The organism is Corynebacterium glyciniphilum AJ 3170 (assembly GCF_000626675.1).
In the GTDB taxonomy this organism is placed as follows: domain Bacteria; phylum Actinomycetota; class Actinomycetes; order Mycobacteriales; family Mycobacteriaceae; genus Corynebacterium; species Corynebacterium glyciniphilum.
Genome location: NZ_CP006842.1, coordinates 2,262,041 through 2,274,614 on the forward strand (window position 1 = coordinate 2,262,041; position 12,574 = coordinate 2,274,614).

Annotated in this window: 10 protein-coding genes; 8 read left to right on the forward strand and 2 right to left on the reverse strand. The window is 64.0% G+C overall.

Annotated features, from left to right (window positions below; genetic code table 11):
* The 3 genes from CGLY_RS10625 to CGLY_RS10635 are packed head-to-tail and all read left to right on the forward strand — an operon-like array spanning window position 1 to window position 3,225.
* Window positions 1–1,356, forward strand: a complete 1,356-nt coding sequence (locus CGLY_RS10625; RefSeq protein ID WP_038549289.1) for an acetyl-CoA carboxylase biotin carboxylase subunit — start codon at window positions 1–3, stop codon at window positions 1,354–1,356.
* The gene (locus CGLY_RS10630; protein ID WP_038549291.1) at window positions 1,353–2,243 is read left to right on the forward strand and encodes a 5-oxoprolinase subunit B family protein; all 891 of its coding nucleotides are present in this window, start codon (window positions 1,353–1,355) and stop codon (window positions 2,241–2,243) included. Before CGLY_RS10625 ends, CGLY_RS10630 begins: the two co-directional genes overlap by 4 nt.
* Entirely contained in the window at window positions 2,227–3,225 is a 999-nt protein-coding gene (locus CGLY_RS10635; RefSeq protein ID WP_038549293.1) for a 5-oxoprolinase subunit C family protein, read from the forward strand. The genes CGLY_RS10630 and CGLY_RS10635 overlap by 17 nt, the downstream gene beginning before the upstream one ends.
* 28 nt (window positions 3,226–3,253) lie before the next feature.
* Here CGLY_RS10635 and acnA read toward each other — a convergent pair whose 3' ends face one another.
* Entirely contained in the window at window positions 3,254–5,875 is a 2,622-nt protein-coding gene (gene acnA / locus CGLY_RS10640; protein WP_144313673.1) for an aconitate hydratase AcnA, read from the reverse strand.
* A 119-nt stretch (window positions 5,876–5,994) separates the two neighbouring features.
* Between acnA and CGLY_RS10645 the strand changes: the two genes are divergently transcribed.
* From CGLY_RS10645 to CGLY_RS10660, 4 genes are all read left to right on the forward strand, one after another.
* Window positions 5,995–6,675, forward strand: coding sequence for a GntR family transcriptional regulator (locus tag CGLY_RS10645; protein ID WP_038549295.1), 681 nt, complete (start codon window positions 5,995–5,997; stop codon window positions 6,673–6,675).
* 324 nt (window positions 6,676–6,999) lie between these two features.
* A complete protein-coding gene (locus tag CGLY_RS10650) occupies window positions 7,000–8,040 on the forward strand; it encodes a Bug family tripartite tricarboxylate transporter substrate binding protein (protein ID WP_052540036.1) in 1,041 nt (346 codons plus the stop codon).
* Between the two features lie 14 nt (window positions 8,041–8,054).
* Window positions 8,055–8,612, forward strand: coding sequence for a tripartite tricarboxylate transporter TctB family protein (locus CGLY_RS10655; RefSeq protein ID WP_038549299.1), 558 nt, complete (start codon window positions 8,055–8,057; stop codon window positions 8,610–8,612).
* A complete protein-coding gene (locus tag CGLY_RS10660; RefSeq protein ID WP_052540039.1) occupies window positions 8,613–10,199 on the forward strand; it encodes a tripartite tricarboxylate transporter permease in 1,587 nt (528 codons plus the stop codon).
* Here CGLY_RS10660 and mmuM read toward each other — a convergent pair.
* A complete protein-coding gene (gene mmuM / locus CGLY_RS10665; protein WP_038549301.1) occupies window positions 10,193–11,110 on the reverse strand; it encodes a homocysteine S-methyltransferase in 918 nt (305 codons plus the stop codon). The two genes, CGLY_RS10660 and mmuM, sit on opposite strands and share 7 nt — an antisense overlap.
* Window positions 11,111–11,146: 36 nt before the next feature.
* Between mmuM and CGLY_RS10670 the strand changes: the two genes are divergently transcribed.
* The gene (locus CGLY_RS10670; RefSeq protein WP_038549303.1) at window positions 11,147–12,559 is read left to right on the forward strand and encodes an amino acid permease; all 1,413 of its coding nucleotides are present in this window, start codon (window positions 11,147–11,149) and stop codon (window positions 12,557–12,559) included.
* The last annotated feature ends 15 nt before the right edge of the window (window positions 12,560–12,574 follow it).

The following is a 12,574-nucleotide window of genomic DNA, read 5'->3' on the forward strand; positions in this document are numbered from 1 at the left end:
ATGAAGAAGCTTCTCATCGCCAACCGTGGCGAGATCGCCGTCCGGATCATCCGCTCTGCGAGGGAGGCAGGGATCGAGACAGTCCTCACCGTCAGTGAAGCAGACGTGGACTCGGTGGCGGCCCGCCTTGCCGATGCGACCATCACCATCGGACCGCCGCCGGTCACCAGTTCCTACATCAACGTTGACGCGGTCATGGAAGCGGTCAGACGGTCTGGGGCGGACGCGGTCCACCCGGGTTTCGGCTTCCTGTCAGAGAACGCGGACTTTGCGCGCGCGGTCGGTGAAGCCGGGGTGACCTGGGTCGGCCCGTCGCCCGAAACGATCGAACTGATGGGAAACAAGTCCGAGGCCCGCCGGGCAGCGCGGGAGGCCGGTGTTCCGACCCTGCCCGGTACCGACGGCGCGCTCAAGGAGGGAGACGATGCCCTGGCCATCGCCAACGCAATAGGATATCCACTGGTGGTCAAAGCGTCCTCTGGAGGCGGAGGACGAGGAATCCGTCTGGTCAGCTCACCCGATGAGCTGCTTTCCACGATCGATGTAGCCCAGGCTGAGGCTCGGGCAGCCTTCGGCGACCCTGCCGTTTACCTAGAAAGGTTCATCGAGAAAGCGCGACACGTGGAGGTGCAGGTCATTGGCGACGGCCACACGGTGATCCACCTTGGAGACCGTGACTGCACGATGCAGCGACGCCACCAGAAGCTGCTGGAGGAAGCTCCCGCCCCAGACCTTCCCGACGATGTACGGGAAACTATCCGTGAATCTTCGGTACAACTCGCCCAGAATTGCGGATACTCTGGTGCCGGTACCGTCGAATTCCTCTACGATCCGGTCCGCCGAGAGGCGGCCTTCATCGAAATGAACACCCGGATCCAGGTTGAACACCCTGTCACCGAGATGGTGACAGGTACTGACGTCGTCGCCGAACAGATCCGGATCGCCGACGGCAGAGGGTTGTCTCTCGCACAAGACGACGTGAAGTTCGACGGCCATGCTTTCGAGGTCCGCATCAATGCCGAGGATCCCTCGAACAATTTCATGCCGTCACCGGGGACGTTGACTGTGGTGACGTGGCCACGCAGTGGGTCAGTACGGATCGACACCGGATTCGAGGAAGGATCAGTCGTCCTCCCCTTCTACGATTCCATGATCGCGAAGATCATCGTCCACGCCGACACCAGGGATGCCGCACTCACGTCACTTCAGACGGCCCTGTCCGAACTCCATATCGAGGGCGTGTCGACCACCCGCGCCCTCCTTGCGGCGCTCGCGACCACCCCTGAACTTCGCGAGGTCACCCACTTCTCAACATTTGTCGAAAAGCACCCGGAAATCCTGGAGAGCCTGTCATGACACGCGCGCGCTACACATACGGAGGGGACGAATTCCTGTTCGTAGAGGTATCCGAAGAGATGAGCCTCGCTGCGAACTTCACTGTCACCCTGATTGCCCGTGAACTCCAGGAACATCATCTCAACGGCGTCATCGAAATCTGTCCCGCCAATGCCTCATTGCTGATCAGGTTCAACCCGGAGGTCATCGCGCCCGGCGATCTCGAAGACTCCGTTCGCTCGATCGAGGAGAAGGTCACTGACTCCGCAAACTCCGTCGTACCGACGAGGATTATCGAGGTGCCGGTCTGGTACGACGACCCGGTAACGGCCGAAGTCGTCTCCCGCTTCAGGGAGGGCTACCACCAGGACCCGTCCGGCAACGATCTGGACTACGCCGCCACGGTAAACGGCCTTGAGGATGCCTCCGCTTTCATCCGAGCACACCACCAGTCACCCTGGATCGTGTCGATGGTCGGTTTCGTGGCAGGCCTCCCCTTCATGTACCAACTCGTCGACAGGGAGCACCAACTCGAGGTCCCGAAGTATCTCTCCCCCCGCACCGACACCGCACCTCTGACGGTGGGGCACGGCGGTTGCTTCGCGGTGATCTACTCCGTCCGCGGTGCCGGTGGCTACCAGATGTTCGGTATCGCTGCCGCTCCCATCTACCACCCGGAGCTCCAGGGAACCGATCAGGAGGACCAGATGATCCTTTTCCGGCCCGGGGACATCGTGAAGTTCCGGCCGGTCGAAGAAGCTGAGTACCGGCGGATACAACAGGAAGTTGAGGCGGGGTCTTTCCGTTACAGGCAGGTCCCGATTGACTTCGACATGGAGCGTGCCTTGGAAGAAGGTGCGGTCTACAACACCGAACTCGTGGAGGCACTCAATGTCGACGGACGCTGACGACATCAACGGAACGATCCAGGTCGTCTCGCCCGGACTCTTGACGACCGTTCAGGATCTGGGCAGATTCGGCTACTACCACCTGGGAATTCCTCAAGGCGGCGCGCTCGACGCCTGGTCTTCACGGTCCGCCAACGCACTCGTCGGAAACGACGCGCACGATGCGGTGTTGGAGTGCACCTACATGGGCCCCTCTCTACACTTCTCCCGTGACACGGTGATCGCCGTCACCGGAGCACCGGTAGCGACGATGGTGAACAACGAGCCCGTCGCGATGTGGTCGCGCGTCCTCGTTCCTGCCGGCGCAACAGTCACGTTCGGCCTTATCGAAGCCGGAACACGGTTCTATGTGGCTGCGAAGGGTGGCATCGATGTTCCCGTGGTTCTGGGTTCTCGGTCGACCTACATTCCCGGCGCACTGGGCGGCATCGACGGTCGGAAACTCGAGGCCGGAGACGTTCTACCTCTCGGACCGGCATCCACGCGCCCCGGTTTCCCGGAGGTTCCGGAGGAGCTCCGGCCGGAGTTCAGCACGTCCCAGAACGTCCGGATTCTGATGGGCCTCTACGATCACAAACTGACGGAGAGGGGGAGAGAGAATCTCCTGTCCGGTGAGTGGACCTTGACTCCGGTGGCCGACCGTGCCGGGCTGCGCTACAGCGGCCCTGGTGTGGAATGGCGTGATTCTCCTCAGCCCTTCGGCGCCGGTGCCGATCCCTCGAACATCGTCGACGCCGGATATGCGGTGGGGTCGATCCAGATACCTGGCGGGACCCAACCGATCATATTGCACCGGGACGCCGTCTCAGGTGGCGGATACGCCATGATCGGCACCGTCATCAGTGCCGACATGGATCTTGTTGCCCGTGCGACACCGGGGACCACGACCAGGTTTATCGAGGTGACGATGGAGGAAGCTCTCACTGCGCGGCGAGCCTATGCCGAACGGCTGGAGCGGCTGAACGAGCTCACCGGCCAATGACCTCTCAGCCCGCGGAGGGGCCACGGCGTCACACCGTCGCGGCGGCGAGGATCGACGGAATCACTCCGCCGGCTCGGAGTAGCTCAACTTCCAGAGCAGTCTCCACGGCTGCGGTCGCAGCGAACGACTCCACGCCCGACGCTCCCCGCCGATGGACGACGAACTGAACCTCCCCCTGCGGGACCATGTGGTCGCCGGGCAGTATGTCCACCGTGTCCCCCGCCCGTAGACCCTGCGGACCCGACAGATGGGTGTGAAGAGCAGTGTCCACAGTGACCGGGAGAATACCCATACCGATCAGGTTCGACCGGTGGATCCGTTCAAACCCGACAGCCAGAACGGCCCGGACCCCCAGAAGATACTGGGCTTTGGCCGCCCAGTCCCGGGACGACCCCATACCGTAGCGGTCACCAGCAACCACGATCACCGGGTCGCCGGCGTGCCGGTACCGTTCGGCCGCGTCCCATACGGGCATCCCCTCCCCTGTCGGTCCGTGCACCGTCCAGGCACCGCGTGACCCGGGGGCGAGGACATTCTTCACCGCTCGGGCCGAGAACGCTCCGCGGACCATGACCTCCCAGTTGCCACGGCGGGACGCGAAGACGTTGAGGTCGTCCGGCATCTCGCCACGGGCGACAAGATACTCCGCAACAGCACTGTCGGAAGGAATCGCACCGGCCGGCGAGATGTGGTCGGTGGTGATGTCGTCACCGAGAACCAGTAACGGATATGCACCTGCCACCCCCTCCAGAATGCCGACTCGCTCGTCCCCGTCATCCTCCGTGCGTGCAAAGGGCGGCGGCCGGAGCATCGTCGATTCCGGCTGCCACGGAAACAGCGGAGTATCCGGCACCTCGAGACGTTCCCACATGGTGTTATGCGACGCTACCCGAAAGTCTGCCGCGAAATCCGCCGGGTCCACGGCGGCGGCCACCGTCTCATCGACGACCGCTGCACTCGGCCACAGGTCGGCGAGGCGGATGGCGCGACCGTCATCGCTGATGCCGATCTGGTCCGTGGTGATGTCTGTGTCCAGGTCTCCCGTAAGAGCGAATGCGACGACCAGGGCCGGGCTGACGAGGAAGCCGATGTCGAGGTCCGGGTGGATACGTCCGGGAAAGTTGCGGTTGCCCGAAAGTACCGGACCGGGGACGATACTTCCGTTCTGCCGAGCCTGGCGCACCCGGTCCGGAAGCTCACCCGAGTTACCGATGCAGGTTGTGCAACCGAAACCCACGATGTCGAAACCGACGAATGACAGGTCCTCAAGCAACCCCGCACGTCGGAGATAAGACACCGCCGCCGGCGATCCCGGTGCCAGGGAGGTCTTCACCCACGACGGTGGCCGGAGACCGAGCTCCCGGGCGCGCCGAGCGACGAGGCCGGCCGTGATGATCAGACGCGGATCGGTGGTGTTCGTGCAACTGGTGATCGCCGCGAGAGCGACCGGGAAGGCGGGCATGGCACCGTCACCCCGCTCCGGGGCGACTGGACCGGTCTCCTTCGCCAACGCTTCCGGGATCCGCGAGACCGCGAGGTGATCCTGGGGTCGACGCGGGCCGGCGGCACTCGGCCCGACGGTATCTAGGTCGAGGGTGGTCGTCCGGGTGTACTCCGGCTCGGCACAGGGGTCGAACCACAGACCAGTAGCCTGGCAGTATGTCCTGACGAGGTCGATGTGCGGTTCCTCGCGTCCGGTCATCCGCAGGTAGTCGAGGACGGCGTCATCGACCGGAAAGAATCCCGTCGTGGCTCCGTACTCCGGTGCCATGTTCGCAACGACGGCGCGCTCTCCGACTGACAGGGAGGACACGCCTTCGCCGAAGAACTCGACGAACTCACCGGTCACCCCCAGTTCCCGCAAACGGTGGGTAATGACCAGCGCGAGGTCGGTGGCAGTGACCCCGTCCCGGAGCCTGCCGGTCAGCCGGACGCCAAGAACGTCCGGGATTCGCATGGTTGTCGGTAGGCCGAACATGACCGTCTCTGCTTCCAGGCCTCCAACACCCCATCCGAGAACTCCGAGACCGTTAATCATCGGTGTGTGGCTGTCAGTGCCGATCATCTGATCCGGAATCACCCATGGCCCGTCCTCCCGGATCTCGCTGGTCACCACGGTGGCGAGCTGCTCGAGATTGATCGTGTGCATGATGCCGGTCCCTGGCGGATTGATGTGGATGTTGGCCATCTGTGCCGACGCCCAGCGCAGGAAGCGGTAGCGCTCCCGGTTCCTCCGGATCTCCTCGGTGAGATTTCTCATTGGGGCGTCACGCCGGGCATAACTCTCCACAGCCAGTGAATGGTCCACGGAGATCTCGACGGGCAGTGCCGGTGAAATCGTCTCCGGAGAGTGGCCTCGCCTGGAAAGCTCATCACGCATCGCCACCATATCGACCAGAGCTGGGGTGCTGGTGGTGTCATGCATGAGGAGCCGCCCCGGCTGAAAGTGGATCTCCGCCTGGCTGGTCCGACCGTCCACCCAGTGGCGCAGCGCCGCGAGCATGGTGTTGCGGTCGTCGCCGGAGATACAGCGTCCGACATTCTCAGCGAGCAGACGAAGCACGACAGGCCATCGCCCCGCCTCAGGCCCCAGCAGCTCAGACGCTGAACAGAACCGGTGCGCTATGCCGTTGACGGTGATCTCTCCCACGTGACATCCACTTCTTCCCGGTCAAGTTACATCTTATAATCTATAGAGTGTAGCCGGATCGTCGCGTGTCCGGTAGCATTCCTCTCCAGTAACTCCCCGACGAAAGGCCCGGGTCTCCCGTGTCGACCAACCAGTTTCCCGGCACCTTCACCAAGAACGACTATGCCTACGCCCAGCTGCGCACCCTGATCCTCAGTGGCGAACTTGCCCCTGGCTCCCGCATCGACCAAGGGAAACTCTCCGGTGAGTTGGGGGTGAGCACCACTCCGCTCCGGGAAGCAATTCGCCGACTGACAAGTGAAGGGCTCGTCCAACTCGCCGCGCACCGGGACGCCCGGGTCACCGCGGTCAGCGCCGATGAAGCTATCTACCTCCTTGAAGTGCGTGAGTCCCTCGATCCACTCGCCGCTGGCCTCGCCGCCGAGAGGCGCACCGACGACGAGCTGGCCGAGATCCACGACGCCGCCTCAGCGCTTCGTCCCCTGACCCTTCCCACCGGGGAACCGGAAGAAGACGCATTACAGGCGCATCGCCGATTCCACCGGGCAATCTACACCGCGAGCCACAACCCTGTTCTCATCGACGAACTGGACCGCCTCTGGGACAAAGCGGACCGCTACCGTCTCATCGGCCTCCGTACCAGAGGCGACTCGCCGTCAGACGCGTCCCGGATCGACAACGAACATCGCACCCTCGTCATAGCCATCGACGACAGGGACCGCACTCAGGCGGACTCCACGATGCGCGAACACATTCGCAACAGTCTCGGCCATCGCGCCGTTGACATCCTGTCCCACTGACCACGCGACACCGCCCCCACGGTTCAACTGTCGTCATAACATTCCTGGATGGTAATCCTCCTGCGCACGATACTGCGGGGGTGAACGCGCTACACCCGGTGTCACCCCCGGATTCCACCCGTAGATTCACCACACAACAGCCAGCCTTTACACAGGTCAACGACAGGTAGTCGTGCGGCCCGCGTCCCCCTGACGCCCCCGTCCGACAGTGCCACCGGGCATCATCACGCGCTCACGGAGTGCAGATGTATTCGTGATCACAACAAAGGGGTATCTATAGTTCACCTCACTCTGTACACCTCGTCTACGAAAGGCCGCCGGGTAATGCCAACACCTCCCGCCGACGACCACCCTCCGTCCGACTCTGAACGATCTACGTCCTCCCCCGTCAAGAAAGCCGTCAGCGTGATCGCTGCAGTAGTCGGCGTCGCCCTCGTCGCCTTCGGTGTCGTCGACGCCAACAACTCCACCGCCGGCGCCAGCGCCCGATCCGCACTCACGCTCATCGCGCCGGCCAATGCCGGCGGTGGTTGGGACAGTACGGCCCGCGAAGCACAGCAGGCTCTGCGCAGCGAAAGCATCGTCAACAACCCGCAGGTCGTCAATGTCCCCGGTGCCGGCGGCACCATCGGCCTCAGCCAGCTCAGCCAGATGAGGGGTGAGGCGACGACGATGATGATCACGGGCATCACCATGCTCGGCGCCATCCACATCAACGGCTCGGGCATCGACCTCGACGATGTCACCCCCATTGCACGCCTGACCGATGACTACGATGTCGTCGTCGTCCCCGCGGACTCCCCCATCAACACCATCGATGACCTTGTCGACGCCTGGCGCGCCAATCCCACGAACTTCCCCTTCGGTGGCGGCTCCCTCGGCAGCCTCGACCAGATGATCATCGCCCAGATCGCCGGGGAGGCGGGAATCGACCCGACCTCCGTGAACTACCTTGCGCATTCAGGTGGCGCCGAACTGGCTACTGCGCTGCTCTCCGGAACCATCACCGCCTCCGTCAGTGGATACGCGGATTTCGAGGACCAGATCGAGGCCGGACGTCTGAAGATGATCGCGATCTCTGCGCCGGACAGGGTGGAGGGTATCGACGCGCCCACCCTCGTGGAGTCCGGCTACGACGTGGAACTGACCAACTGGCGAGGCATCGTCGCCCCGCCGGGGATCACCGACGATGAACGGGCGGACCTGGAGGCGATCGTGGACGAGATGATCACGAGCGGCACCTGGGACGACGCCCTGGAGCGCAACAACTGGACCGACACCTCCCTGATCGGCGACGACTTCGCGACCAACCTCGACGAAGAAACTACCGTCGTCGACGGTATCTGGTCGGACCTGGGTTACTGACGTAAGGACACGAGATGACTTCCACCACTTCACTGCCGTCCGACCGTCAGTCCTTCATGACCGGACGCGGCTCGCTCTACCTCGCCGGCATCCTGGCACTGTTCACCGCCTACATCAGCTACGGCATCCTCACCATGGATGTCCCGGACTCCGCCCAGTCCCCTGGCCCGAAGTTCTATCCGACCCTGCTCGTCGTCGCGACCACTGCCATCATCATCGGCCTGGTGGTCAACGCCATCCGCAATCCTGACATCGAAGAAGGGGACACCCGCTACGTCCCGCCGGTCGGCGAGAACCGCGACGAAGCCATGATCCAGGCTTCCGGCCGACCCGACACCCGCAACCTGATCATCGCCATCGTCAGCTTCCTGGTGTTCGCACTGGTCCTCGAACCTGTGGGGTGGGTGATCTCGGCGGCACTTCTGTTCTGGGCACTCACCCTGACGTTCAATGCGAAGAAACCACTGATCAAACTGGCCGTGGGTCTGGTCGTCTCCTGTGCGATCCAGGTAGCGTTCTCCATGGGCCTCGGTCTGGCGCTGCCGGCCGGCATTCTGGGAGGTCTGTTCTAAATGGATTCACTGTCACTCCTCATGGGCGGCTTCGGTGAAGCATTCAGCCCCATGAATCTGCTGTGGGTGTTCATCGGTGCGCTGCTGGGCACCGCGGTGGGCGTCCTGCCTGGCATGGGGTCGGCGATGGCCGTCGCCCTGCTTCTCCCGATCACCTTCACCCTCGACCCCACCGCGGCCTTCATCATGTTCGCCGGCGTGTACTTCGGCGGTCTGTTCGGTGACTCCACCATGGGCATCCTGGTCAACACTCCGGGAGGTTCAACCGCGATCGCGACCTCCTTCGAGGGATACAAGATGACGTTGACCGGAAGAGCGCCACAGGCTCTGGCGACATCAGCCATCGGCGCCTTCACCGGTGGCCTCATCGCCACCACACTCGTCGTCTTCTTCGCCCCGAAACTTGCCGAGCTGGCGGTGCACTTCGGCCCCGCCGAATACTTCGCCCTCGCCGTCTTCGCCTTCCTCGCATGCTCCGCAGTAGTGTCGGACTCCCTGATCAAGGGACTCGCCTCACTGATGATCGGCTTGCTGATCGCCACCGTCGGTATCGACGGCATCTCCGGCACCCAGCGCTTCACCGCCGGTGTCCCCGAACTGTTCGACGGGATCAGCATCATCGTCGTCACCGTCGGCATTCTTGCTCTCGGCGAGGTATTCCACACCATCTACGAGCGCCGCAGACCCAAACCCCGCCCCTCGGTGAAGGTGACCGGCAGCGCCTACCTCAAGTGGCGTGACTTCAAAGAGGCCCTGCCCGCCTGGTTCCGTGGCGCCGGTTTCGGTGTGCCCTTCGGCGTCATTCCCGTGGGCGGCGCCGAGGTTCCGACATTCATGGCCTACGCGACGGAGCGTAAGCTCGACTCCCGTCGCAAGGAGCCGCAGTTCGGCAAAGGTGCGATCCGCGGTGTCGCAGCCCCCGAAGCCGCCGGTAACGCCACCGCCGGTACAGCCATGGGTGCGCTTCTCGCTATGGGGCTACCGACCTCGGCGACCGCAGCCATCATGCTCGCGGCATTCCAGCAGTACGGTATCCAGCCGGGTCCCCTGCTCTTCGAACGCAACGCCGATCTCGTCTGGCCGCTGCTGGCGTCGCTGTTCGTCGGCTTGTTCGTGCTGTTGATCCTGAACCTGCCGCTCGCCCCCATGTGGGCGAAGCTGCTGCTCATCCCACGGCACTACCTCTACCCCGGTATCGCACTGTTCTGTGCGCTCGGTGTCTACGCCACCTCGGCGGCGATGACTGACCTGCTGCTCGTTCTGGTCATCGGCTTCGTCGGATTCCTCATGCGGCGCTACGGTTTCCCGCTGGCTCCGATCATGATCGGCGTGATCCTCGGACCGTTGGCGGAGACGAGCTTCCGTAACGCCCTGCTCTCCTCCGGTGGTTCCTACACTTCGCTCATCGACTCCCCGATCACCTGGGTGCTCTACGGCATGATCGCCATCGTGATGATCGCGGCAGGCTACAAGCACTACACCAACCTCCGCGCCAACCGCACCGCCCGACGCCACGCCCAGCGTGCAGCTGAGATCGATGCCGGTGCCCCAGACGACACAGCCGACCGCACGACGACCGGTCAGTAGGCAAGCGCCCGGTCCCGCACCGCGGCGATCTCCCGCGGTGTCACCCGGCAGCATCCGCCCAGCAGGCGGACGCCTGCCTCCAGGAAGTCCGGGACCGACTCCAGAAGTCCCGGACCACCATCGTTCTGCCGGGGAACCCAGACGCGGTGCGCATGATCCCACCGCTCGCCACTGTTCGGATAGGCGATCAGTGGCAGGTCGGTGTGTTCCGCCAACCGGCGGGCCCCGGCAAGGACGTCTCCCACCGAACCACAGTTCACGCCGACAGCGCGGATCGCGGACGACGATGACGCGATCGCGGCGACCTCCCGCACATCCGTTCCGTCGCTCAAGACGCCGTCGCTGCCGGGCTTCACCGTTACGCTCAACAACGCCGGAGTCCCGGCGCGGTCCAGTTCCCCGGCCAGTGCCTCGACCTCGCGGATCGACGGAACCGTCTCAGCGAGCAGGACGTCCGCCTCCGTGTCTGCGAGGATGTCGACCCGTCGACGGTGCCACGCCGCCAGCTGCGCAGTGGTCAACCCGTAGTCACCGTCGTACTCAGTTCCCCGGCCCGGGCCAGCGCCGTACGGGCCGACTGACGCGGCGATGAGCGCGTCCGTCCCGCACTGCTCCGCGGCAGCGACTGCCAACCTCACACTCTGCCGCAACAGCGAGTCCGCAAGGTCATCTGCCTCGGACGCCGCCACACCGGCCGCGAGGAGTCCGTCGGTGGTCACCTCGTAGGAGCAGGTCGTTGCGACATCGGCACCGGCATCGAAGAAGTCGCGGTGGGCGGCGGTGACCTCGTCCGGGTTATCGCGCAGGATCTGGGCGGACCAGAGCGAACCGCTGATGTCGTTGCCGCGGTCGGCCAGGCGGGTGCCAAGGCCGCCGTCGAGAATGAGACGGGGAAGAACGGGGTCTGTCATCGGGCCCACTGTAGACCTCCCCGTACAGTGTCTGCCATGACCGCACCGCCCGAGAACTCCTCCCTGCAACGCACCATGTCGTCACGACATCTCGTGATGATCGCGCTGGGCGGAGTGATTGGATCCGGGCTCTTCGTCTCCTCGGGCTACACCATCGACCATGCCGGCCCCCTCGGTGCGGTGATCGCCTACGGCATCGGCGCACTGGTCGCATGGCTGGTGATGACCTGTCTCGGGGAGCTGGCCGTGGTCTACCCCGTGTCCGGTGGATTCCACGTGTACGCCACCCGTAACCTCGGCCCTGCCTGGGGGTTCACCACAGCCTGGTTGTACTGGCTGTGCTGGGCAGTGGCGTTGGGCAGCGAATTCACGGCCATCGGCATCCTGATGCAGCGGTGGTTCCCTGATATCCCGGTCTGGGTGTGGTGCGTGGTCTTCGCCATCGTCCTGTTCACCCTCAACGCCATCTCCTCACGGGTCTTCGGCGAGTCGGAGTTCTGGCTGTCACTGATCAAGGTCATCGCCGTCGTGGCGTTGATCGTGGTCGGCGCAGCGTCCATCGTCGGCATCAACCCGCTGACGGACGATGGTGCACTCGGACTCGGTAACTTCGACACCCCCGACGGCCTGCTCCCCACCGGCATCGGCGGCATCCTGATCACCACCCTGGCCGTGTTCTACGCTTTCTCCGGTACCGAGCTGATCGGCGTCGCCGCCGGGGAGACGAAGGACCCGGAGAAGACGATTCCGCGGGCGATCCGTACCGCCGTCCTACGGCTGACCGTCTTCTTCATCGGTGCGATCGCCGTCATCGCGACAATCATCCCCTACTCCCGGGCGGGGTTGGACGAAAGTCCCTTCGTCACCGTCTTTGATGTCGTGGGACTACCGAGCATGGGTGACGTGATGAACTTCGTGATCATCACTGCGCTCCTGTCCGCAGGCAACTCCGGATTATTCTCCTGCACCCGCATGCTGCATTCCCTGGCATCCGAAGGGCAGGCGCCGAAAGCGCTGGCACGGACGACGGGACGCGGCATCCCGATGCTGGCACTGTGCGTATCCATGCTCGGTGGTCTGGCCTCACTGCTGTCCAGTGTCGTCGCTCCAGGGAGCCTGTTCATCGCCCTGGTGTCGGTAGCCGGGTTCGCGGTAGTCGCGGTGTGGATCGCCATCGCCGCCTCCCAGATCGCTTTCCGTCGCCGCTTCACCGCCGCGGGTGGACGCGTCGCCGACCTCGCGTACCACTCACCCCTGTTTCCCTGGGTACCCGGTGCGGCGTTGGTGCTGCTGGTGATCTCCCTGATCGGGGTAGGATTCGATCCCTCACAGCGTGCGTCGCTGTACTTCGGCGTGCCATTCACGGTGGCGTGCCTTGCGTACTACCGCTGGCGGCACGGCCCCGGAGTATTCCGCCCGGCAACCATTGCAACCACGGCAACCACATAGTCTTGGTAGCGTGAA

Excerpts from the sequence above, each read along its gene's own strand:
- CGLY_RS10630 (WP_038549291.1), top strand. The coding sequence starts at position 1,353 with ATGACACGCGCGCGCTACACATACGGAGGGGACGAATTCCTGTTCGTA.
- CGLY_RS10650 (WP_052540036.1), top strand. The coding sequence starts at position 7,000 with ATGCCAACACCTCCCGCCGACGACCACCCTCCGTCCGACTCTGAACGA.
- CGLY_RS10670 (WP_038549303.1), top strand. The coding sequence starts at position 11,147 with ATGACCGCACCGCCCGAGAACTCCTCCCTGCAACGCACCATGTCGTCA.
- mmuM (WP_038549301.1), bottom strand. The coding sequence starts at position 11,110 with ATGACAGACCCCGTTCTTCCCCGTCTCATTCTCGACGGCGGCCTTGGC.
- CGLY_RS10635 (WP_038549293.1), top strand. The coding sequence starts at position 2,227 with ATGTCGACGGACGCTGACGACATCAACGGAACGATCCAGGTCGTCTCG.
- CGLY_RS10625 (WP_038549289.1), top strand. The coding sequence starts at position 1 with ATGAAGAAGCTTCTCATCGCCAACCGTGGCGAGATCGCCGTCCGGATC.
- CGLY_RS10660 (WP_052540039.1), top strand. The coding sequence starts at position 8,613 with ATGGATTCACTGTCACTCCTCATGGGCGGCTTCGGTGAAGCATTCAGC.
- CGLY_RS10655 (WP_038549299.1), top strand. The coding sequence starts at position 8,055 with ATGACTTCCACCACTTCACTGCCGTCCGACCGTCAGTCCTTCATGACC.